Annotated in this window: 14 protein-coding genes; 10 read left to right on the top strand and 4 right to left on the bottom strand. The window is 65.7% G+C overall.

Annotated elements, in window-relative coordinates; translation table 11 throughout:
• Window positions 1-808: 808 nt before the first annotated feature.
• Both ABQZ09_RS13590 and ABQZ09_RS13595 read right to left on the bottom strand, forming a co-directional pair.
• Complete coding sequence (locus tag ABQZ09_RS13590; RefSeq protein ID WP_503019121.1) at window positions 809-1,858, bottom strand: DUF5694 domain-containing protein; 1,050 nt, start codon at window positions 1,856-1,858, stop codon at window positions 809-811.
• A 455-nt stretch (window positions 1,859-2,313) separates the two neighbouring features.
• The gene (locus ABQZ09_RS13595) at window positions 2,314-3,906 is read right to left on the bottom strand and encodes a S53 family peptidase (protein ID WP_349777124.1); all 1,593 of its coding nucleotides are present in this window, start codon (window positions 3,904-3,906) and stop codon (window positions 2,314-2,316) included.
• Window positions 3,907-4,346: 440 nt separating this feature from the next.
• Between ABQZ09_RS13595 and ABQZ09_RS13600 the strand changes: the two genes are divergently transcribed.
• The 3 genes from ABQZ09_RS13600 (at window position 4,347) to ABQZ09_RS13610 (ending at window position 12,907) form a co-directional block, all read left to right on the top strand.
• Window positions 4,347-6,704 carry a Tat pathway signal protein gene (locus ABQZ09_RS13600; protein ID WP_349777125.1) on the top strand — a complete coding sequence of 786 codons (2,358 nt, stop codon included), beginning with the start codon at window positions 4,347-4,349 and terminating at the stop codon, window positions 6,702-6,704.
• Between the two features lie 782 nt (window positions 6,705-7,486).
• Window positions 7,487-10,381 carry a TonB-dependent receptor domain-containing protein gene (locus ABQZ09_RS13605; RefSeq protein WP_349777126.1) on the top strand — a complete coding sequence of 965 codons (2,895 nt, stop codon included), beginning with the start codon at window positions 7,487-7,489 and terminating at the stop codon, window positions 10,379-10,381.
• Window positions 10,382-10,531: 150 nt separating this feature from the next.
• Window positions 10,532-12,907, top strand: a complete 2,376-nt coding sequence (locus tag ABQZ09_RS13610) for a beta-L-arabinofuranosidase domain-containing protein (protein ID WP_349777127.1) — start codon at window positions 10,532-10,534, stop codon at window positions 12,905-12,907.
• A 543-nt stretch (window positions 12,908-13,450) separates the two neighbouring features.
• Here the strand turns inward: ABQZ09_RS13610 and htpG are convergent.
• A complete protein-coding gene (htpG, locus tag ABQZ09_RS13615; RefSeq protein WP_349777128.1) occupies window positions 13,451-15,355 on the bottom strand; it encodes a molecular chaperone HtpG in 1,905 nt (634 codons plus the stop codon).
• A 237-nt stretch (window positions 15,356-15,592) separates the two neighbouring features.
• On the opposite strand from htpG, the gene rsmD reads away from it, so the two are divergent.
• From rsmD to ggt, 6 genes are all read left to right on the top strand, one after another.
• The gene (gene rsmD, locus ABQZ09_RS13620; protein WP_184554888.1) at window positions 15,593-16,216 is read left to right on the top strand and encodes a 16S rRNA (guanine(966)-N(2))-methyltransferase RsmD; all 624 of its coding nucleotides are present in this window, start codon (window positions 15,593-15,595) and stop codon (window positions 16,214-16,216) included.
• Window positions 16,213-16,719, top strand: coding sequence for a pantetheine-phosphate adenylyltransferase (gene coaD / locus ABQZ09_RS13625; protein ID WP_039410764.1), 507 nt, complete (start codon window positions 16,213-16,215; stop codon window positions 16,717-16,719). Before rsmD ends, coaD begins: the two co-directional genes overlap by 4 nt.
• Window positions 16,720-16,765: 46 nt before the next feature.
• On the top strand, window positions 16,766-17,263 hold the full coding sequence (locus ABQZ09_RS13630; RefSeq protein ID WP_047697971.1) for a hypothetical protein: 498 nt from the start codon (window positions 16,766-16,768) through the stop codon (window positions 17,261-17,263).
• A gap of 61 nt (window positions 17,264-17,324) precedes the next feature.
• Entirely contained in the window at window positions 17,325-17,507 is a 183-nt protein-coding gene (locus ABQZ09_RS13635) for a hypothetical protein (protein WP_228314571.1), read from the top strand.
• Window positions 17,498-17,782, top strand: a complete 285-nt coding sequence (locus tag ABQZ09_RS13640; RefSeq protein WP_029220241.1) for a YfhL family 4Fe-4S dicluster ferredoxin — start codon at window positions 17,498-17,500, stop codon at window positions 17,780-17,782. Before ABQZ09_RS13635 ends, ABQZ09_RS13640 begins: the two co-directional genes overlap by 10 nt.
• The gene (ggt, locus tag ABQZ09_RS13645) at window positions 17,779-19,557 is read left to right on the top strand and encodes a gamma-glutamyltransferase (RefSeq protein ID WP_349777129.1); all 1,779 of its coding nucleotides are present in this window, start codon (window positions 17,779-17,781) and stop codon (window positions 19,555-19,557) included. Before ABQZ09_RS13640 ends, ggt begins: the two co-directional genes overlap by 4 nt.
• A 154-nt stretch (window positions 19,558-19,711) precedes the next feature.
• On the opposite strand, the gene ABQZ09_RS13650 is transcribed toward ggt, so the two are convergent.
• Window positions 19,712-20,191 carry a hypothetical protein gene (locus tag ABQZ09_RS13650; RefSeq protein ID WP_349777130.1) on the bottom strand — a complete coding sequence of 160 codons (480 nt, stop codon included), beginning with the start codon at window positions 20,189-20,191 and terminating at the stop codon, window positions 19,712-19,714.
• Window positions 20,192-20,655: 464 nt separating this feature from the next.
• On the opposite strand from ABQZ09_RS13650, the gene ABQZ09_RS13655 reads away from it, so the two are divergent.
• The gene (locus ABQZ09_RS13655; RefSeq protein WP_349777131.1) at window positions 20,656-22,398 is read left to right on the top strand and encodes a glycoside hydrolase family 9 protein; all 1,743 of its coding nucleotides are present in this window, start codon (window positions 20,656-20,658) and stop codon (window positions 22,396-22,398) included.
• Window positions 22,399-22,535: the final 137 nt, after the last annotated feature.

The following is a 22,535-nucleotide window of genomic DNA, read 5'->3' on the forward strand; positions in this document are numbered from 1 at the left end:
GCTCAGATCCAGGCTCATACGGCAGCCCACGCCGGCTCTCGACACCTACGCTGCCACATTCCGAACAGATAAGGCTCGGTGGCGGCATCCATGCCGCTCAAGGTCCCGCGACGGTGGGCGGGCAAGGACCAGTCAAGTTGGTCGGTGCGTAGAGTTTTCAATAAAACAGCCTGCAAACTGTCCGGTGCGCTGATTCCGCTCTTCAGTAAAGGCGGCAGCCAACTATCTGGTGCGGTGAGGGTACCGCGCACTCGACATCTTTGCGTTTGCTGCAGGGCCTTGCCCGCCCACCATCGCGGGACACGCCGTGAATCCGTCCCTGGCGGCTCTGGCGCGGCATCCATGCCGCTCAAGGTCCCGCGACGGTGAGCGGACAAGGACCAGTCGAGATGGTCGGTTTGCATGGATCTCAACAGCGACTAGCGAGCTGGCGACGCGGTTCTTTGCTCTTCGACAAAACCAACAGCCAACTGTCTGGTGCGGTGTCCTCACCGATTGCGGGACCCTTGGCGGCATGGATGCCGCCACGGAGCCCCCATGGATGGGTTTACGGCGTGTCCCGCGAGCGGTGAGGGCACCGCGCCCTCGACGTCTTGCGTGTGCTGCAGAGCCCTTGCCCACCCACCATCGCAGGACACGCTGTAAGTACGTCCCTATAAGCTCTGGCGCGGCATCCATGCCGCCCACGGCCCCACGAGCGGTGAGGACGCCACCCTCGACGCTGCGGTATTTGCTGCAATTCAGACGCAATGACGTCACTGTGCACTTGACCAAAAGCGTCATGCTGCAATCGTGGTACTCATCGCCGTCATTGCTCGTCACTGCCCAACACCTGCGCTGCGTCCACGACATCCACGCCCTGTAGTTGGCCTAGCCACTGATCGAACCAGGGCTTGTGCATGGCACCGACCACTGCAAGCACGCGTGCACCGGGTTGGTCGGCAAAGCTGGCGCGGACATTGGACACCATGCGCAGGTTGCGGATTTCCCAACCGGAGACGTAGCGATAACCATAGTGCTGCGTCGAGCTTTCGCTCAATGCGGCGCGAAAATCCACCGCGATGGCCAACTGCTGGCTGGCTGGTAGATTGATCGCGCGGTAGAGCTCCAGCAGTCTGCCTTCGCCAGCCAGGGTGTCTTCATGCGCACGCATGGCACGTGCTCGCGGCGCGGCCTTGTCCCAGGCTGCTTGAATTGCCTTGCCGTAGGCCGCCGGATCGCCCAGATCGACGTTGTCGCCGGTGTGATCGTCGGCCGGGTACACACGCTGTAAACCAAGCTGTGCTGCCAGCCGCGCGGCGGTCTGGTTGCTCTCGTTGGGGTAGTCCTCTGCCTTGCGCAAGTGTGCGACCAGCGCGGCATCCAACCCGTCTCCGGCGTGCTGCTCTGCGTGCGCCAGCTGCAGCCATTGCACGAGGGCAGAGGAGGGATCGCCCGCGGCAAGAAACAACGCCGCCAGCTGGCGACGTTGTGCCGCCGTCGGTGTGTCCGGCCAGGACTTCAGTGCGGTACGCGCCTGGCCAATGGCGGTTGGCAGATCCAGACCAGTGGCCCGCGCAGCCTCGCTGGTGTCCGGACAATAGGTGGTGGTGTCTTCCGGCAGATAGACCATGGGATGTCTGCGCATCAAATCGCAGGTTTCGCCCGAAAGATCCTCCGTCGTGATGATGGTGGGCTTGTAGGCCGCCAGCCGGTCCAGCAACGGTTGCAGGCGCGCGGCAGAGACATCGCTGCCCTTGGGTAACTGCGACAGGTGCACGCTGCCAAGAACCAGCACCTGCGTGCGTGGCGCGGCCATCTCTGCATCCAGTTGCGACAGGTCCACCTGTGCCTGTGCGATGCAGGGCATGATAAGCATGAGCACCGCCGACCACCGCACGCGACGTCGCAGGCGAGTGGGCACAAGCGGTGATGGAGCGGAACGTGCATCGGCTGTGTCGCCGCCGCCCGCTTTGGGATAGGAGGGAATCTGCATGACGTTCCTTGTGGAAGGCGCATGTCCGCGCTGCCGCAAGCGCACGCCGCGGCAGTGGACGTGCGGTGAGTGTGCCCGAGGCAGCAGGCATCGGGCCCGGCCGGAAAGTCATGCGGTCAAATGGCAGGGGGCGATAGCGTGGGCAGAGGACCACCCGCTTGCCTGACGCTAAAACATCGGCCGCGTGGTACGCGCCGCGCGAAAGTCGCCTGTGTCTGCGACTGCGTCAGGCAAACCTGCAGAGAGCCGAGAGGGGAGCGGCGACTGCGGCGGCAGTCACCACGCCTAGACGCGGGCGTTGGTGCTGGCCCTGTGCGCCGTGACGGCCGCCCGCGGTATCACCCGCGGCGCTCTCGGTCCGGTCGCAGCGCGTCGGTCAGGCGTGCGCCGTCGGGCACGCCCAATCCCGTGTTGGCATCCCAGCCGGCGGATGCACGGAAGCCGGCGTTGTCGCCGGCAACGATGTCGCGGAACGCATCCGGTCGCCCGTACAGGCGCGGCAGCACGAAGTGGGGCTGCATTCCGTTTGCACCATAGATGCGTGCCAGCAAGGCCGCCCATAGGGGTGCGGCGGCACTGGTCCCGCCCATCACCGCCGGCTGCCCGTTGATCAACAGGTAGTAACCGGTCTGCGCATCGGCGTTGGCGGCCACATCGGGAACGCCGCGCATGCGCAGTTGGCGAGATTGGTGCTGCGCATCGGTCAGGCGCAGATCCTTCTGCCAGGCCGGGCGTGCGAAAAACCTGCTTTGTCCGCCGCCGCCGTTGGCCCACGCCTGCTCGTTGGCGCTGTCCGCCGTGACCTGCAGCCGGGTGCCGCCGCAGGCCAGCACGAACGGGCTGGATGCTGGAAAGCACACGTTCAAGCCAGGCTGTCCATCGCTGGCCCCGTCGTCGCCGGCGGCGATGCACACCGTAATGCCCAGCAACGCCGCTGCCTGAAACGCGCAGTCGTAGGCCTGGCGCGATTGCGGCGTCCACTGCGCTTCGGTGAAGCCCCAGCTGACGCCGATCACGCCGGGCGCGTGCTCGGTATCGTGGATGGCGGCATTGATCGCTTCGAGAAACCCGTTGTCGGTATTGGGGGCGAAATAGATCACCAGTTTGGCGCCCGGTGCGATGGCACCGGCGATCTGGATATCCATCTGCGCTTCGACATCGGCATCGTCAGCGCCGGTCCCGGCGACATTGTCGGCGCCCGGCAGCACCACATCCACCAGGGTGGGCATGGGCAGGCGCAGCTGCGCGAAGTAGGTCTGCATCTGTGCACGCGTGTAACCGCCGCCCAGCACGATGATGCCGATGCATTGCCCGTGCCCGTCGTGCTCGGGAAAGCCGTAGAGCTGGGCCAGTTGCGGCGGCGTGTACTGCATGATCGGCGCGTCGCCTTCTGCCGGTGCCGCCGGTGGCGTGGGTGCCTGGGGCGCCGCTTGTGTGGGCGCGGGCGTGGGTGCAGCGGGGAGTGTCTGCGCCTGCGGGCGCGCATCCAGCCCCAGCACGCCGGTGACGATGCCGTCGAGCGTCTGCGGGATCGATACCGGGCCGGTGCGGCCGCGATATCGCGTTGCGCCGTCCACATACTCACGCAGGCTCACCTGGAAAGCGGCTTCGCACTGCTGCACGCTGCCTTCCAGGATGACGTTGCCACTATCGGCATGCGCGCGCTCCACCCTGAGCCCGTAGCTGGCCGCGAACTGCGCAACCGCCTGCAGATCGGCCTGGCTGGCCGCAAAGCGCGCACTGAATTCCTCACGCGAGAATGCCACCGGCAGGGTCCCTGCCTGCAGCTGCAGCAAGACCTCGGCGGCGGCGTTGAGCGCCGGCATGCGCAGCACCAGCAGCACGCGCAGGCGCTCATCCCCCGGCGGTGGCCCTGCCTGGAGCGTGGAGGCCACGGGTTGGCGTTCACTGCCGGGGAGAATGGTATGCATGCAGGATGGCTCTCGATCGGGAGGGGGCGTTGCACTGCGCGCGGCAGGCCGGTGGTGGAGGTCGGCTGCCGCCAGGCGCAACCACGGCCCAGCCTGCCTGCACCGCCATCCGCGTGACAGTAAAGCGCATGCACCGTCTGCGTAGCGCCTTGCCGACGCACGTGCTCGATCGCCAGGCGAAGCAAGACGCCCGTCGGTGGCGCCACTGGCAAACGGTGCGCGCAGCGTTGCAGCCAGGCCAGCGTGCTGCAGCAGCGCCTCAGATCCTGCGACAGCGCCATCGTCCTGTGCGCACTGCCACGCACTGCATCGGCAAGCGCCTGCGCAGCCCTGCCGTGCATCGGCGGTGTGCAGAGTTCCGCACGCGCACCCGACCTGTGCCACAAGACGCCGAGGGGCGGCGCGCGCACGATGCGGGTTGATCACTCAAGGGCGCGACGATGGATCGAAGAAGCTTTCTGCGGCAAGGCGTGGCCGCAACCGCGGCACTCGGCACCGGCGCAGCGCTGGCGGCGCAGGCCGTCCCCCCGGCTGCACCGTTGCCCCCTCCGCCGGCACCGCCGCGGCTGGAGCCGCTGCCCTCGGCAGCGCACGTGGGCAACAAGCTCTGCAGTGTTCGGCACCTGCAGCAGGACTGGACCATCTACGAGCATCTCGACGACCCACAGGGTGCGCTGACGCTGTGGACCGACAGCGGCATGCTGCGCCTGGACAAACGCACCGAGCCGGCCTATCCGGCAGAGGGCAAGCCCTACTTCGGCATGCCGCTGGCCGAGGTGGCGATGGCCGAGGCCGATCTGCTCGCCGACCGCCTGCTGCGCGATGGCGACCCGGATGAGGCACAGGTGCGCGATGTGGCGCCGCCGCCGGCGTCCTTGCTCGACCCCAAGGACAACGGCGGCCGCTGGCCGTGGACCACCTTCGTCGGCACGCGCGAAAGCCTGGACACCATGCCGATCCTGCCCAACGGCCGCAGCCGCACCTCGCGTCCGGAACATGCCTTCACCGAGCTGGGCGAGGAAGCGCTGATCAAGCGCCGCGAAGAAGGCATGCTGGGTGGCTGGATGCCGGCGGCGCGCAAGGTCATGCGCCGCGACGGCGAGCCCGATGCCTGGTACGACGTGCTGGTGTTTGCCGATGTGCGCGCCACTGATCGCTTCGTGGTGCAGACCTGGCACCGCACGATGCAGGTGCGGGGCGGCGAAATCGTGGCGGTGCATTACACGCACAGTTACCCCGAATTTGCGCCATCGCGCAGCGCCGCCACTGCCGAACAGTTCTACGCGGCACTGATCGATTTCGCCGCGTACTGGCAGCAGGCGCTGGACGGTACCGTGCAGGTGCAACTGCCCGATAGCAGCTGGAACGACATGGCGCAGTTCGCGTTCGCACGCGAGCTGGTGGTGCGCCCGGGTGGCGATTATCCCAAGTACGGTGCGGTGGAGCGCGACTACTACGGTAACGAGTACGACGGCTTCCAGGACACGTTTACCAGTTCGTTCTACGCCAACCTGGAGTGGGGCCGCTTCGCGCAGGCGGCGGCGGTGCTCGATAACTACTTCGACGAGTTCGTGCAGGACGATGGCTTGCCGAACATGCGTGGGCCCGAGGTCGGCCAGTTCGGGCTGACCTTGTCGCTGCTGGCGCGCTACCTGCGTTACACCGGCGATGCGCCACGGCTGCGGCGCGTGTTGCCCAAGATTGCCGCCACCGCACAGGTGCTGTGCGATCTCCACGACCAGGCACTGGCATTGCCGCGCACCGCGCACGGGCATGGCCTGCTGCATGGCTGGAACGAATCCGATGCCTGCCTGTTTCCCGATCCATCATTGTGGTGGAAGCCGTATTACGCCAACAGCGCGCTGACGATCCGGGGTTGGGAAGACATCGCGCAGGTGTGGAGGACGCTCGGCGGCGATGTTGGCCAGGCAACGCAGTGGCAGCGCCGCGCCAGGCAACTGCGCGCGCGCCTGGAAGCCAGCCTGCGTGCCAACGTGCGCCGCAACCTCTCGCCACCGTATGTGGGCCCGTTGCCTGGCACCACACTGACCTTCCGCCAATCGCTGCTGCAGGAAAAACCCAGCGAACAGCAATGGCCGCATCGTGCCTATGCCGAGCTGCTACAGGCCGACGTACTGCCGGACGATCTGGCCAGCCTGGTGGTCGATTGCCTACGCGGCCATGGCGGTACCAGCATCGGGGTGGTGGCCAATATCGCGCCGCCGGAACCGGGCAGCCGCGATCTGCTCGGCTTCATCTCCTACGGCTATGCGCAGCAGCTGCTGCGGCTGGATCGCATCGAGGAGTACCTGCTGTTCGTCTACGCCCACCGCTACCAGGTGCACACGCGCGGCAGCTGGACGGCAGGCGAGGTCAGTGGCATCACCGGTGGCATGCCGTTGTTCTGCATGCCGGCGCAAATGACCATTCCGCTGCTGCTGCGCTGGATGCTGGTCAGCGACGACAGCGCGGGCGAGCAGCTGTTCCTTGCCCGCGCGCTGCCACGTGCGTGGCTGGGCAGTGGTGCACACGTCGGCATCACCGCGGCGCCCACGCGCTGGGGCACGGTCACGCTGAGCCTGCAGACCGACGTGGCCGCGCGGCGTATCGATGCAGAGGTGCAGTTACCCGCGCGTGCACCCAAACGCACCTGGCTGACCCTGCGTGCACCAGCGGGTACGCGCCTGCAGCGCGTGCTCATCGACGACACACCGGCGCGCCTGCAAGGTCCGCATGCTGACCGCGTGGCGCTGCCCGCACGCGCGGCAACGGTCAGGGTGAAGGCGTGGTACGGCTGAGGCACGGCACCGCGCGCCAGCCCGGCGGAGCTGCGTCGCCGTGCGGTGCAGCATGGCGCCATTCGCACAACCACTGACCGTCCGATATGCCCGACCGCCGGCACTGCAATCGGTGCGGCCCCGCCGGTGCGCCAGCACCCACGATGCCGCGCATGCCTTATAGGAATAAAAGACAGTGGCCGTCAAAGCGAAGCATGCCCCCGGTGCCGGCGCTGCCGATGCTGCACCGTGAGTACTAGTGGCTCCTGGCCCGCTCTTCACGAGGACACGCGTGTACCTCGTCGTACCTCAACCGTCGCATGCTGCATCAGCATCCAGCGCTAGCGGCCATCTTGCCGGTGATCCTTGCGCCCCGTTGCAATGGCCTCTCGCACGTTTGCAACCCCGGCAATCACTGCACATCAGTGTGCGTGCGATTGCGGACTGAAGCGCGTTCGCGCCAACGGCGCACGATGGTTCACTTGCGAACCATGCTGTTTTCCGCACGCGCTGTCGCCAAATGCGACAAGACGTGGCGCGTGCGCACAGGCACATTGTGACCAGCTGATGAAACTGAAGCGCATGGGCGCCTTCAGTGCGGAATCAAATTCTTCCTGGCAACACGCGTTGCAGCGCGATCTTTCGATCGCCTGTGCCGCAGATTGTCCGCGTGTCTGCAATACGGCGTGAGCAGCGGTTTCGCTGCGTCGTGCGTCTGCCAATCACCTCGACCTGCGCCGCGATACGCCGGCACGGGCGTGTGTTGCCCATCGTTCGCCTGCTGTACGACTCAGGAGCCTTGCATGCCGATAATGCCGTTGCCTCTCTCTCGCACCTGCGGCGCCACCGTGCGGCCATTGCCGAACATGCTCACCACCGCGTTGCTGCTGGCGTTGTCGGCAGGTGCGGTCGCGCCGGTGTCTGCACAGCAGGCGACCGCTGGCGATGCGACGCAGACCCTGGATAGCGTGGTGGTCACCGGCTCGCGCCTGCGCCGCGTGGATACCGAGACCGCCAACCCGGTCGTCACCGTCAGCCAGGAACAGATCGCCGCCACCGGCAAGGCGACCGTCGGCGATCTGTTGCAGGAGCTGCCCTCCATCGCCGGCAACGCCACCAACCCGTACACCAATAACGGCGGCGGCACCGGTGCATCCGCCATTTCGCTGCGCGGCCTGGGCGACAAACGCACCCTGGTGCTGGTCAACGGTATCCGGCTGGCCTACAACGACGTCAACGCCATTCCGTCCAGCATGATCGAACGCATCGAAGTGCTCAGCGACGGTGCGTCTGCGGTGTACGGCTCCGATGCGATCGGTGGCGTGGTCAATTTCATCCTGCGCACGCGCTTCGACGGCGTGCAGTTCAGCAGCGACTTCGGCACCAGTAGCGAAGGCGATGGCAACCGCCGCAACTTCGCCCTGACCACCGGCAAGACCTGGGAGCGCGGCAGCCTGATCGGCGGTTTGTCCTATCACAACATCGACCCGGTGTCGGCAGCGGCGCGCGATTACTCCAGGGACGCGCTCGCCTTGACCAATGGCCAACCGGTGAAGCAGGGCTCGTCCGCCACGCCCAGCGGCACGGTCAACTTCAACGATGGCTCGGAGCAATCGCTGCTGCTCGCCCAGTCCAATGGCTGCGGGCGCGTCACCCTCAACAGCGGCGTCAGCGGGCACGCCGGTCCGGGCGATTTCCACTGCTACAACGCCAGCGCAGACTCCTACAACTACCAGCCGTTCAACCTGCTGCAAACGCCGCAAAAGCGCACCAATGCCTTCCTGCTGGGCACCTATCGCTTCAGCGACAGCGTCGAGGGCTACGTCAATACCTGGTTCAGCAAAACCGAATCGGCCTCGATCATCGCGCCGATTCCGATCTTCTCCAACGGCGACAACATCCTGGTGTCGGCGCAGAGTTACTACAACCCGTTTGGCGTGAACTTCGGCACCGATCGCGGCACCGGCACCTCCTACAACGACCTCAACACGCGCGCCACCGTGCTGGGCAATCGCAGCTACCAATACGACACCTACAACTTCCAGATCAGCCCCGGCCTGCGCGGCCGCTTCGGCGACAGCTCCTGGCAATGGGATGCCACCTTGAACTACGGCAAGGTCAAGCAGAAGTCGATCAACAACGGCTTTCTCGACTATGCCGCGTTCAATCAGGCCATCGGCCCGTCGTTCCTGGACAGCGATGGTGTGGTCAAGTGCGGCAGCGCGGGCGCAGCGATTGCCGGCTGCACGCCGCTGAATTTCTTCAACCTCAACGACAGCGCCAACCTTGCGACCCTGCAAGGCATGGTGGTCAATCCCATCGTCACCAGCGTGTACACGGTCAAGCAGTTCGAGGCCAATGCCAACGGCACCCTGTTCGACCTGCCTGCCGGAGCGGCCAGCCTGGCGGCCGGCATTTCGTACCGCAAGGAGCGCTCCACCACGGCCTCGGACCCGCTGTGGACCGGCGATGAAGACGGCCTGTGCGGGGTGATCGAGTTCTGCTCGTCCACCTTGAGCGGCAGTTTCGATGTCAAGGAAGCCTATGCCGAAGCGCTGTTCCCGCTGCTCAAGGATCTGCCCGGCATCAACGCGTTGAACATCACCGTGGGCACGCGCTTTTCCGACTACAGCTCGGTGGGCAGCAAGACCAACAGCAAGCTGTCGCTGGAATACCGCCCGATCGAAAACCTGCTGCTACGCGGTACCGTGTCGCAGGTGTTTCGCGCGCCCAACATCAACGAGCTGTATGCCGGCGTGGCCGGCGATGCGGCGACCGTCAACGACCCCTGCAATGGCTACACCGGTGGCAACAGCGTAGCCTGCGCCAACGTGCCCACCGATGGCAGCTACCAGCAATCGGACGGGCAGGTGTCGGGCAAGGTGTCTGGTGCGGCGGTGGCGGGCTACCAGCTCAGGCCGGAAACCGGCAAGTCGTACGATGTGGGGTTCGTGTACGACCCGCACTGGATCGACGGCCTGTCGCTGAGCGCGGACTGGTGGCGCATCGACCTGGAAGACACCATCACCACGGTGTCGGCGCAGACGGTGCTCAATCAATGCTTCGCCAATCCGTCCAGCGCGTTCTGCCCGCTGATCCATCGCAACGGCAATGGCACCATCAATTACATCGCCGAGCCCACCGTCAACCTGGGCAAGCTCTGGGCCAAGGGCATGGACTTCAACCTGACCTATCGCTTGCCGACAACTGCGTGGGGCAATGTCACTGCCGGCCTCAACGGCACCTATCTCACCCGTTACGACGTGCTGCCCGACACTACCGACCCCAGCTCGGTCACCATCCACAATGTGGGCCGCTACACCCAGGCCTACGGCAACTTCCCGCGCTGGCGCGCACTGGGCACGCTGAGCTGGGCACTGGACGACTGGAGCGCCACCTGGCGCATCCGCTATGTGGGGCACACCGCCATCGGCAATCCGGATCCGGACCAGAGCCTCTCGGCCGACTCCAGCGAGCCGACCGTGGTGCGCAACATTGGCGCCTACGTCTACAACAACCTGCAGCTTGGCTACAACGTGGAGCCGTGGCACACGCGCTTTGAAGTGGGCGTGGACAACATCGCCAACAAGCAGCCGCCGCTGTATTACTCCAACAACGTGGGTAATGCGAACACCGACGTGGCGACCTACGATTTGCTGGGTCGGTTCTACTGGGCGCGCGCAACGGTGAAGTTTTGAGTGCGGCGGTGTCGTTGCTATGGGATGTGTCCGGGGCTAATCGGTCGCGTGCGGCACACCTGTGCAGCGAGAGTAGTTGCGCGGCTGCACAGCCCTTTGTTGCAATGGTGCGCGCAGTCCGTGCGTGCCGACAGGAGCTAAGCTGAGCCCATGACGGAGATGCCTGCAAGTGAATCGACCGACGCCCACGCACTGAATGTGTCGCGGCGGCGTTTTCTGGCCTGGAGCAGTCTGGCGGTTGCCGCTGGCTTCCTGCGGTTCCCGGCCCAGGCCAGCGCTGCGCAACCGGGCAGCGTACGCGCAGTGCCACTGGCCCAGGTCAGGCTCACGCCGTCGTTGTTCCTGGATGCGCTCAATACCAATCGCCGTTATCTGATGCGCCTGCAGCCGGACCGCCTGCTGCACAACTTCGTGCTGTACGCCGGCCTCGATCCCAAGGCGCCCGCCTATGGCGGCTGGGAAGCGGACACCATCGCCGGGCACACGCTCGGCCACTACCTCAGCGCACTGTCGCTGATGCATGCGCAAACCGGCGATGCGCAATGCCGCACGCGCGCGGCCTACATCGTCAGCGAACTGGCCCGCTGCCAGGCGCATGCCGGCGATGGCTATGTGGCCGGCTTCACCCGCAAGAACGCGGCAGGGCAGATCGAAAGCGGGCGTGCGGTCTTCGACGAACTCAAGCGCGGCAAGATCGACCCGGCGCCGTTCTATCTCAACGGTAGCTGGGCGCCGCTATACACCTGGCACAAATTGTTCGCCGGGCTGCTCGACGTGCATGCGCATTGCGACAACGCGCAAGCGCTGCAGGTCGCGGTGGACTTGGCAGGGTATCTGCAAGGCATTTTCTCTGCACTCGACGATGCGCAGCTGCAAAAAGTGCTGTCGTGCGAATTCGGCGGCCTCAACGAGTCGTTCGTCGAACTGCATGTGCAAACCGGCGACGCGCAATGGCTGGCGCTGGCGCAGCGCCTGCATCACCACGCCGTGCTCGACCCACTCATCGCCCAGCGCGACGAACTGGTGCACCAGCATTCCAATACCAACATCCCCAAACTGATCGGCCTGGCACGCGAGTACGAAGTGACCGGCGATGCCGCATCCGGCGCCGCAGCGCGCTTCTTCTGGCACACCGTCACCGACCACCACACCTATGTGATCGGCGGCAACGGCGACCGCGAATATTTCCAGCAGCCGGACAGCATCTCGAAATTCGTCACCGAGCAGACCTGCGAGCATTGCGCCAGCTACAACATGCTCAAGCTCACCCGGCATCTGTATCAATGGGGGCCGCAGGCGGCATTCTTCGATTACTACGAACGCACCTTGCTCAACCACGTGATGGCGCAGCAGCACCCGCGCACCGGCATGTTCACCTACATGACACCGCTGCTGGCCGGCGAAGCGCGCGCCTGGTCGTCCCCGTTCGACGATTTCTGGTGTTGCGTCGGCAGCGGCATGGAGGCGCACGCGCAATTCGGCGACTCGATCTACTGGGAAGACGGGCAGGGCGTGTACGTCAATCTGTATGTGCCCTCCACCGTGCGCGATGCCGCCGGCTTCGCATTGACCTTGCACAGCACGCTGCCCGAACAAGGCCAGGTCGCACTGCGCATCGACCACGCGCCAGCGGAGGCACGCACGCTGGCCTTGCGCGTGCCCGGCTGGTCCAGTGGGCCCACGCTGCAGGTCAACGGTGAGCTGCAGACCCTGCAACCGGTGGACGGCTACCTGCGCATCACCCGGGTGTGGAAGGCTGGCGACAACGTGTCCCTGCAGCTGGACATGCCGCTGCGCCTGGAACCCACAGCGGACGACCCGGCGTGGGTGGCGCTCATGCGCGGCCCGCTGGTACTCGCCGCCGACCTTGGCGACGCCGCAAAGCCCTGGAGCACCAAGACCCCCGCGCTGGTGGGCGGCGATGAGGTGCTGCAACGCCTGCAGCCACTGCCGGCACACGGCCACTACGCGTATGCCGACGGCGCCCAGCGATGGCATTTCTCCCCGTTCTACGCCCAGTTCGACCGCCGCAGCGCGGTGTACCTGGAACACCGCGACGCCGCCGCCTGGCAACAACGCCAGGCCGAACAGGCCGCCAACGCGCAACGGCAAAAAGCCCTGGATACCCGCGCGCTCGACCACGTTGCGCTTGGCGACGACACTTCCGAAAAAGCCCACGCACTCACCAGCGGAAGCTCCTACGCACTCAGCTACCGCCGCCGCGCCGGCCGCGACGCCCGCACCGGCGGCTTCATCGCCTTCACTGTGCGCAACACCGCACAGGCCCGCATCCTGCGCCTACGCTACTGGGGCGACGAAACCCGCCGCCGCTTCCGCATCCTCGCCGACGGCGAACTCATCGCCAACGAACGCCTGGACGGCAACCGCGGCCTGGATTTCGTCGACGTGGACTACGCCTTACCCGCAGCGGTAGCAGGTCGCGCCACCCTGCAGATCCGCATTGAACCGGAAACCGGTTATTCGGCAGGGCCGGCGTTTGGGTGTTGGGTGCTGGAGTCGGCGTGATCAAGGCACAGACCACCGTATTGCTGCGGTTACCTGCGCGCTGCGTCAGGCGTAGATGACACACCGCAAGCGCACAACCAGCAAGGAATCATAAGCAACCATCGCAGGGAGGAAGCCCGTCTCCCCCGGGAGAGGGGTTGGGGTGAGGGTACGCAGGCCAAGCCCCCAAGACAATCCATCGCACCGCATAAACTCACCGCCTAGCCACGGAATCCTCCGCAACAGTCACCACCAACTCGCCTCGATGCGTAACGGTCTGCAACTGGCAACCAACAGCACGTCGCAACTGCTCCAGCGATAGCCTCGCAAGCGCAAGCTGGAATTTTGTTGACGATCCACAGCGCTCTGCGATGAGCAAGTTGGCCGCAGTCTCGCTGCGCCGCGACCGCCTGGTCGAGTACAGATCGCAATGCCACCTATTCTGGCGGTTGGCCAGCGTCGATGGCATGCGGTAGGGACGCGATGTCGAGTGCCTGCCAACATGTGCAAAAAAAAGACCGGCGCGCAGGCCGGTCTTTGGATGACACCCAGTGCAGCTGCCGCTTACGCAGACAACTCCAACAACAATTTATTCAACCGCCGCACATACCCGGCCGGGTCCTTGAGGCTATCGCCGGCGGCCAAGGCGGCCTGGTCGAACAACACCCGGCTCAAATCGCCAAACCGGTCCATGTCCTGTTCCGCATCGAGTTTCTCGATCAGCGGGTGGGCCGGGTTGAACTCGAACACCGGCTTGGACTCCGGCACGGCCTGGCCGCTGGCTTCCAGCAGCTGACGCATCTGCAGACCCAGATCGCCCTGGCCGATGGCCAGAATGGCCGGGGAGTCGGTCAGGCGGTGCGAGACGCGTACTTCGGCTACGTCTTCGCCCAGGGCGGCCTTGATGCGCGAGGCCAGGCCTTCCTTGGATTTGGCGACTTCTTCCTGCGCCTTCTTGTCTTCTTCCGAATCCAGCTTGCCCAGGTCCAGGTCGCCGCGTGCCACGTCCACGAACGACTTGCCGTCGAATTCGGTGAGGTAGCTCATCAGCCATTCGTCGATGCGGTCGGTGAGCAGCAGCACTTCGATGCCCTTCTTGCGGAACACTTCCAGGTGCGGGCTGTCCTTGATCTGCGCGTAGCTCTCACCGGTGAGGTAATACAGCTTGTCCTGGCCCTCGGCCAAACGGCTCACGTAATCGGCCAGGCCCACGCTCTGCGCGCCGGTGGTGTCATGCGTGGAGGAGAAGCGCAGCAGGCCGGCGATCTTTTCGCGGTTTGCATAATCTTCGGCCGGGCCTTCCTTCAATGCCTGGCCGAAGTTGCGCCAGAACGTCGCGTAGTCGTCCGGCTTGTCCTTGGCCAGCTTCTCCAGCATGTCCAGCGAGCGCTTGGTCAATGCGGACTTCATCGAGTCCACCACCGGGCCGGACTGCAGGATCTCGCGCGACACATTTAGCGACAGGTCTGACGAATCCACCACGCCCTTGATGAAACGCAGGTACAGCGGCAGGAACTGCTCGGCCTGGTCCATGATGAAAACGCGCTGCACGTACAGCTTCAGGCCCTTGGCCGAATCGCGGTGGTACAGGTCGAACGGGGCGCGGCCGGGCACGAACAGCAGCGAGGTGTATTCCAGCTTGCCCTCGACCTTGTTGTGGCTCCACGCCAGCGGGTTGCCGGCATCGTGCGCGACGTGCTTGTAGAACTCCTGGTATTCCTCATCCTTGATCTCGGACTTGGGCCGCGTCCACAACGCGCTGGCGCGGTTGACCGATTCCCACTCGGGTTCGGCGGGCTTGTCGGCCTCTTCGCCGTAGTGCTCCTTGCGCATTTCGATCGGCAGGCCGATGTGGTCGGAATACTTCTTGAGGATGTTGCGCAGGGTCCAGCCGTCGGCGAACGACTCTTCGCCTTCCTTCAGGTGCAGCACGATGCGGGTGCCGCGCTCGGGCATGTCGATGCTGGCGATTTCGAATTCGCCTTCGCCCCGCGAGGACCAATGCACGCCTTCGTTGGCAGGCAGGCCGGCGCGGCGCGAGTACACGTCCACCTGGTCGGCGACGATGAAGGCGCTATAGAAACCCACGCCGAACTGGCCGATCAGATTGGCGTCCTTCTTCTGGTCGCCGCTCAGGTGCTTGAGGAAATCAGCGGTGCCGGACTTTGCAATCGTGCCCAGGTGTGACACCGCATCCTCGCGGCTCATGCCGATGCCGTTGTCGTCGATGGTGACGGTGCGCGCGTCCTTGTCGTAGTCGACGCGGATGCGCAGCTCGCTGCCGCCTTCCAGCAACTCGGGCTTGACCAGGGCTTCGAAGCGCAGCTTGTCGGCGGCGTCGGCGGCATTGGAGACCAGCTCGCGCAGGAAGATTTCCTTGTTCGAGTACAACGAATGGATCATCAGCTGCAGCAGCTGCTTGACCTCGGTCTGGAAGCCCAGCGTCTGCTTGTCGGTATCAACGGTCATTGGGGTCGTGCTCCATGGTGGTCCAGGCCGCACCGCGGCCGATGGCCTGGGGGATGAGGCCATCGGCGGATTTTTTCAAGGCAGGCGTGCCCGAATGTGTGGTGCATCGGCGGGCAGGGCGGGACGGGAACGGCAGCCACAGCGGTATCATGGACGGCCATTGACCGCGCCCCGACCCATGCCGCCACTCGTGCCCTCGCTACGCCGCCATTGCCTGCCCACGCCGGGCGCGCGGCGATGAGCCGCCCGGCGCGGCCGGCGCCGCGCGGCGCGGAAGGCCAGGTGCGCATCGTGGGTGGGCGCTGGCGCAATACGCGACTGGCGGTGCCCGACCTGCCAGGCCTGCGCCCTAGCAGCGACCGCGTCCGCGAGACGGTGTTCAACTGGCTGATGCCGCGCCTGCCTGGTGCGCGCGTGCTGGACCTGTTCGCCGGCTCCGGCGCGCTGGGGCTGGAGTCGGTCTCGCGCGGCGCCGCACATGCCACCCTGATCGAGCGCGACCCGGGCCTGGCGCAGCGGCTACGCGAGCATGTGAGCAAGCTGGATGCCGCCGGCCAGGTGCAGGTACTGCAGGACGACGCGCTGCGCTGGCTGGAGCGCGCCCCGCCGGCCCAGGCCGACATCGTGTTCGTCGACCCACCGTTCGCCGCCGGGCTGTGGCCCGGCGTGCTGGACCGCTTGCCCCGGCATCTGGTTGCCGAGGCCTGGCTGTACCTGGAAGCGCCCGCCGACGGCGTGCCCCCGCTGCCTTCCGGCTGGCACCTGCACCGCGAGGGCGGCACCCGGGAGGTGCGCTATGCGCTGTACCGCCGGGCCGCTGCTACACTGAAGAGCGATCCGACCCCGGTAGTTTCCGTATGAGCGTGGCCAACAGCCGCACCGCCGTCTATCCCGGTACCTTCGACCCGATCACCAATGGCCACATCGACCTGGTGAACCGCGCCGCGCCGCTGTTCGAGCGCGTGGTGGTGGGGGTTGCCTACAGCCCGTCCAAGGGCCCGGCACTGCCGCTGGAAAAACGCGTGGCGCTGGCGCAGGAAGCCCTGGCCGCGCATGCCAACGTGGAGGTGCGCGGGTTCGACACGCTGCTGGCGCATTTCGTGCGCGACATGGGCGCCGGCGTGCTGCTGCGCGGCCTGCGTGCGGTGTCCGACTTCGAATACGAATTCCAGATGGCCAGCATGAACCGCCATCTGATCCCGGAGGTGGAAACCCTGTTCCTGACCCCGGCCGAGCAATACAGCTTCATTTCCTCATCGCTGGTGCGCGAGATTGCGCGTCTGGGCGGGGATGTGTCCGGCTTCGTTCCGGCCTCGGTCGTCGAGGCGTTGCGGCAGGTGCGCGAATCCCGCGCGCAGGCCTGAGCTTTTGCAGTTACATCACCACATGCATTTCAAAGGGAGGAGTTTCATGAAACACACCATGCGCGCTCTGGCGCTCGCTTCGATCGCCGCACTGGCGGTCACCGCCTGCAAGAAGGAAGAGCCGGCGCCGACCGCCGCTGCCGCACCGGCGCCGCTGAAGGCACCGGCCAAGGACGACAACGCCGGCTGGAAGAAGTACCTGCAGGAAGTGGTCGGCCAGAACCTGGGCGCCACCACCAACAGCCCGTTCCTGTACTACTTGCCGCCGGAGTCCGATGCCGAGTTCGCCGGCAGCTACGAGCGTCAGCTGGAAAGCGTCAAGACCGCGCTGGCACGTGGCGTGCAGCCAGGCAACATGCTGGCCTTCGGTTCGTCCGCGTCCACCAAGATGGCCGACCTGATCGACGCCGCGTTCAAGGACGTGCAGCCGGATTCGATGAAGGGCGTGCGCGTGCTGTTCATCGGCGACGCTGCCGAAAATGCCCGCGTGCAGACCATCGTCCAGCCCAAGGGCGTGGAATACACCTTCGTTGAAGCCAAGTAATGCCGTACCAGGCCGGATGCGCGGGAGGGCGCACCCGGCCGCCGTGTGTGGAGTCAGCAACATGCTGACTCCGCACGTCACCGGAGCCGGCCGTGTCAGGCCGGCGCCGGACAGCGCGCAAGGCGCTGTCCAGGTGGTCATCATCCGCACCATCTGCGCCTGCCTGCAGCAGTACGTTGCGTTCCAGCGCCTGCAGTTGAATCGCGCTGCCCCGCATTGCATGGTGGTGTCGATATGTCGCTGAAAATCAACGAGCTCTGCGTCAACTGCGACGTCTGCGAGCCGGCGTGCCCGAATCAGGCCATCTCGATGGGCGAGACCATCTACGTCATCGACCCGGCACGCTGCACCGAGTGCGTGGGCCATTTCGACGAAGCGCAATGCGTGGTGGTGTGCCCGGTCGAATGCATCGACCCGGATCCGGACATTCCGGAAACCCATGATCAATTGCTGGCCAAGCTGATGCAGTTGCAGCGCGATCATCCCGAACTGTACGAACAGGAGCCTCCCGCCCCGTGAGCACTTTCTCCCCACGTCTCTCCCTGCGCGGCCTGTTGTTGCTGGCCTTAGTGCTGGCACCGCCTGTGTGGTCTGCCGACGGCGCCATGTCGGCAGCGGCCAGCACCGCACCGGTTGCCGCGCATCCGCCTGGCGCGGCGATCGCCAGCGGCCATGCGCTGGCCACCGATGCCGGCCTGCAGATCCTGCGCGAGGGCGGCAATGCATTCGATGCCGCGGTTGCGGTGTCGTCCACGCTGGCGGTGGTCGAGCCGATCAGCTCGGGGCTGGGTGGCGGTGGTTTCTTCCTGCTGCACGACGCCAAGACCGGCAAGGACGTGATGCTGGACGCGCGCGAAACCGCGCCCGCGTCGGCCACCGAAGCGCAGTTCCTCGACAAGAAAGGCGAACTGGACCGTGACCGCTCGGTCAACGGCGCGTGGTCGGCCGGTATTCCTGGGCTGCCGGCGGCGCTGGTGGAGCTGGCTACCAAGCACGGCCGGCTACCGCTGAAGCAGTCGCTGGCGCCATCGATCCGCATCGCGACCGACGGTTTCCCGGTGTACGCGCGCATGGCCAAAGGCTATGCCTCGCGGCGCGAAGTGATGGAGCGCTACCCCGGCACGCGGCAGGTGTATCTGCGCGGCGGCAAACCCATTGCCGAAGGCGAGATCTTCAAGCAGCCGGAGCTGGCGCATACGCTGCAGCTGCTCGGCGACAAGGGCTTCGACGGCTTCTACAAAGGCGAGACCGCCAAGAAGCTGCTGGCCGGCGTGAAGCAGGCCGGTGGCCAGTGGAAGGCCGCCGAGCTCGCCGGCTATCGGGTCAAGGAGCGCACGCCGATCCAGTTCGATTACCGCGGCTGGAAGATCACCACCGCACCGCCGCCGTCCTCCGGTGGCATCGCGCTGGCGGCCATGCTGCAGATTCTGGAAGGCTGGGACGTGAACAAGCTCGATGACGTGCACCGCACCCATCTGGTGGTGGAGTCGATGCGCCGCGCCTACCGCGACCGTACCTTCTTCCTGGGCGACCCGGACTTTGTGGACGTGCCGCAGCGCGTGCTGACCAGCAAGGACTACGCGCAAGGCCTGCGCGCCACGATCAATCCGGACAAGGCCACGCCCAGCGATCTGCTGTCGGGCAATCCCACCCCATTGGAAGACGACGAGACCACGCACTTTTCCATCATCGATGGCGAAGGCAACCGCGTGGGTGCCACCCAGACCGTCAACCTGCTGTACGGCTCGGGCCTGATCCCCAAGGGCACCGGCGTGCTGCTCAACAACGAGATGGACGACTTCGCGCTCAAGCCGGGCACGCCGAATGCGTTTGGCGTGATGGGCTATGCAGCCAACGCGCCCAAGCCGGGCAAGCGCATGCTCAGCTCGATGACGCCCACGTTCATGGAGTCGGCCGACAAGGCCATTGTGCTGGGCACGCCGGGCGGTAGCCGCATCATCACCATGGTGCTGCTCGGCATCCTCGGTTACGACGCAGGCCTGGATGCACAGGCAGTGAGCGCGCTACCGCGGTATCACCACCAGTGGCTGCCGGACGTCATCGACGCCGAAACCGATGCCTTCTCGCCGCAGACCGCCAAGGGCCTGGAAGCGATGGGCCACGCCCTCAAACTGCCCGGCGACAGCGCCGAGGGCGGCCGCGGCTCCAGTCACGTGTGGGGCAACCTGCAGACCGTGGAATGGGACAAGCGCCGCAACGTGCTCAGCGGCGGCAGCGACCCACGTAATCCGGTGGGCAAGGCGCAGGTGCAGCTGGCGACGCCAGGGCAGTGAGCGCGCAGTTTCGCCATACGTGCGCCGCACCGCAGATACGCGGCCGTTGACGGCCGGCGCAACGGCGCAGGGTGGGCGGGCCCACCCTGCGCCGCCGTTTGCAAGGACGAGGTGGCGGCGTCAGAGCCTGGAGATAGGCTCTAACTCCTCGTTGTCAATTGAGTTTGAAGTAGGTTCCGTTGTGTTGGGCGTCGTAGCAGGTGGCGCCCTGCAGGCGTTTGTCGCCTGGGCTGCCTGGGTTGAGCGGATAGATGTGACATGCGCCAAACGGTGCGGGGTTGCCAGCGAAGCGCAGCGTGAAGTGCTGCGTGTCGTCGGTTGCGCTGGTATGGACGCCCCCATTGGCCTGGATCGTGACCTCGCACGTGGCTTGCGGTGCAAGCTGACATTGCCGGAGGATCGTCTGCAGCGGCCCGCCAATGTCGGCGTACATGCCCGAGATCCAGTTGTTGATGGCCTGGTTGGCATTGGCATTCCATTGCTGTGTCGCCAGCGCACTCTGGCTCACGGCCAGCAAACTCATCGACAGCAGGACGGCAAACACGCGCCATGCGCATGCGTGCGAACGCGGTCCGGCTGGGCGCGCATGCAGATGGACAGCATGGGAGCAGTGGGTGATCGGTTGGATGGTCATGGGCGGTCCTTGAAAGAGAAAGGCGCGATGCGACATGTGCGGTGCCCGCGTGCGGATGCGGGTATCGATAACTGCCGCGCAAGGGTGCGGTGATGCCGTTCGTCACGGCGCTGCCAGGGTAGATCCGCGACATCGGAAAAAATTGGCCGAAACGATGGCAATCACCGTGTCTTCGCTGGGAAACGACCAGTGATCGCGTCGGGGTCAGTGGCGTGCACGAGCGATCGCACCGATGCGGTGGAATCGCCGACGAGGTGCGATGAAGGTGGCGGCGATTCGCAAGCGCGGGCCGGAAACGCACGACCGGCCGCACGTACCGCTACCTCAGTGCTGGTCCGTGCAAGGGGTCCGAACCTGGCGCTGGTGATAGCGTGCTTGGGGAAGGGCCGGCTGCTGACCGTTCGGGCTGGTTGCGAGTGCAGTCCGGGCTTGTGGTCGCGATGCACCGCCGTCACCATTGAGGCATGACTATTCGCCACGTTGTGCTGACCACTGTCCTCATGCTCGCTTCTGCAGGTTGCTCTGCGCAGCAGGAAGCCGACGCCGCTCCGGGCCTCATTCGCGTCAACCAGCTCGGGTACCTGCCTGGCTCGACCAAACTGGCGGTTGTCGCGCTACCACAGGGTGCGGCGATCGGCTCGGACCGCTTTACCGTCGAAGATGCACACGGCCGCAAGGTGCTGCAAGGCACCTTGCAACCGCCAGCGCTGTGGACGCCGGCCGGGCAGCAGGCGCGGGTGGCGGATTTTTCCGGCGTGCGTGCGGCCGGCAGCTACCGGTTGAAGGTCGACGGGCTGCCGGCATCGGATCCGTTCCCCATCGATGCGCATGCCTACCAGCCGTTGGTCGATGCCTCGCTGAAGGCGTTCTATTTCAACCGCGCCAGTACCGCGCTGCCGGCGCAGTTTGCCGGGCGCTATGCGCGTGCGGCCGGGCATCCGGATACGCAGGTGCGCATCCATCCGTCCGCGGCCTCGGCCACGCGCCCGGCCGACAGCGTGATCAGTGCGCCCAAGGGCTGGTACGACGCTGGCGACTACAACAAGTACATCGTCAATTCCGGCATCAGCACCTACACGTTGCTGGCGGCCTACGAACATTATCCGGCGCTGTTCAAGGCCAAGCCCCTGACCATTCCCGACGACGCGCACGGCGTGCCGGGCATCCTGCAGGAGACCTTGTGGAACCTGGAATGGATGCTGGCCATGCAGGACCCGGCCGATGGCGGCGTCTACCACAAGCTCACCGACAAGCAGTTCGACGGGTTGGTGATGCCGGACCAAGCCAAGCAGCAACGCTATGTGGTGATGAAGGCCACAGCCGCCACGCTGGACTTTGCCGCGGTGATGGCCGCGGCCAGCCGCGTGTATGCACCCTTCGATAAACAGTATCCGGGCATGTCGGCACGCATGTTGAAGGCCGCGCGGGCCGCGTGGACGTGGGCGCAACAGCATCCGGGTGTGATCTATCGCCAGCCCGACGATGTGCGTACCGGTGGCTACGACGACGCGCAGGTGGACGACGAATTTGCCTGGGCAGCAGCGGAGCTGTACGTGACCACCGGCGAGGACAAGTTCTACGATGCGATGCTGGCGCGCAACGTGCCGGCCAGCGTGCCGAATTGGGGCAGCGTGGGCGGACTGGCCTGGATGTCGCTGGCCGCGCACCGCGACACGTTGACCGCGCATGCCGACCGTGCCCGTATCACGCGCGAAGTCACCGGCCTGGCGCAGCAGCTGGCCGATGCGTGGCAGGCATCGCCGTGGCGGCTGGCGATGAACGACAAGGATTTCGTCTGGGGCAGCAATGCCGCGGTGCTCAACCGCGCGATGATGCTGTTGCAAGGCTATCGCCTGACCCGGCAGCGCACGTATCTGGATGCCGCGCAGTCGCATCTGGATTACATCCTGGGCCGCAATCCGCTGGGCCTGTCGTTTGTCACAGGGGTCGGCCAGCGCACGCCGATGCATATCCACCATCGCCCTTCCGAAGCGGACGGCATCGCCGCGCCGGTGCCGGGCTGGCTGGCCGGCGGCCCGCAGCCGGGCCATCAGGACGCCAAGGACTGCAAGGTGGCCTATCCGTCCACGTTGCCGGCGCTGTCGTATCTGGATGACACCTGCAGTTACGCGACCAACGAGGTGGCCATCAACTGGAACGCGCCGCTGGTGTATGTGAGTGCGGCGATTGAGGCATCGACGCGGTAGGACGTGCGGTTTTCGAAGTGGTGCCGGCACCCTCGTAGCGATCGCACACTGCAGCTGTTCCTTCTCCACTCGGGAGAAGCTGGCGCGTAGCGCCGGATGAGGGTGCGGCGTCGGCAGGAACACTGACGCACCGTACC

It is taken from the genome of Xanthomonas sp. WHRI 6106 (assembly GCF_040202405.1).
GTDB lineage: Bacteria > Pseudomonadota > Gammaproteobacteria > Xanthomonadales > Xanthomonadaceae > Xanthomonas > Xanthomonas cannabis.

Bases quoted from the DNA above. Each gene is read 5' to 3' on its own strand.
- ABQZ09_RS13590 (WP_503019121.1), bottom strand. From the start codon at position 1,858: ATGCTTATCATGCCCTGCATCGCACAGGCACAGGTGGACCTGTCGCAA.
- ABQZ09_RS13595 (WP_349777124.1), bottom strand. From the start codon at position 3,906: ATGCATACCATTCTCCCCGGCAGTGAACGCCAACCCGTGGCCTCCACG.
- ABQZ09_RS13600 (WP_349777125.1), top strand. From the start codon at position 4,347: ATGGATCGAAGAAGCTTTCTGCGGCAAGGCGTGGCCGCAACCGCGGCA.
- ABQZ09_RS13605 (WP_349777126.1), top strand. From the start codon at position 7,487: ATGCCGATAATGCCGTTGCCTCTCTCTCGCACCTGCGGCGCCACCGTG.
- ABQZ09_RS13610 (WP_349777127.1), top strand. From the start codon at position 10,532: ATGACGGAGATGCCTGCAAGTGAATCGACCGACGCCCACGCACTGAAT.
- htpG (WP_349777128.1), bottom strand. From the start codon at position 15,355: ATGACCGTTGATACCGACAAGCAGACGCTGGGCTTCCAGACCGAGGTC.
- rsmD (WP_184554888.1), top strand. From the start codon at position 15,593: ATGAGCCGCCCGGCGCGGCCGGCGCCGCGCGGCGCGGAAGGCCAGGTG.
- coaD (WP_039410764.1), top strand. From the start codon at position 16,213: ATGAGCGTGGCCAACAGCCGCACCGCCGTCTATCCCGGTACCTTCGAC.
- ABQZ09_RS13630 (WP_047697971.1), top strand. From the start codon at position 16,766: ATGAAACACACCATGCGCGCTCTGGCGCTCGCTTCGATCGCCGCACTG.
- ABQZ09_RS13635 (WP_228314571.1), top strand. From the start codon at position 17,325: ATGCTGACTCCGCACGTCACCGGAGCCGGCCGTGTCAGGCCGGCGCCG.
- ABQZ09_RS13640 (WP_029220241.1), top strand. From the start codon at position 17,498: ATGTCGCTGAAAATCAACGAGCTCTGCGTCAACTGCGACGTCTGCGAG.
- ABQZ09_RS13650 (WP_349777130.1), bottom strand. From the start codon at position 20,191: ATGACCATCCAACCGATCACCCACTGCTCCCATGCTGTCCATCTGCAT.
- ABQZ09_RS13655 (WP_349777131.1), top strand. From the start codon at position 20,656: ATGACTATTCGCCACGTTGTGCTGACCACTGTCCTCATGCTCGCTTCT.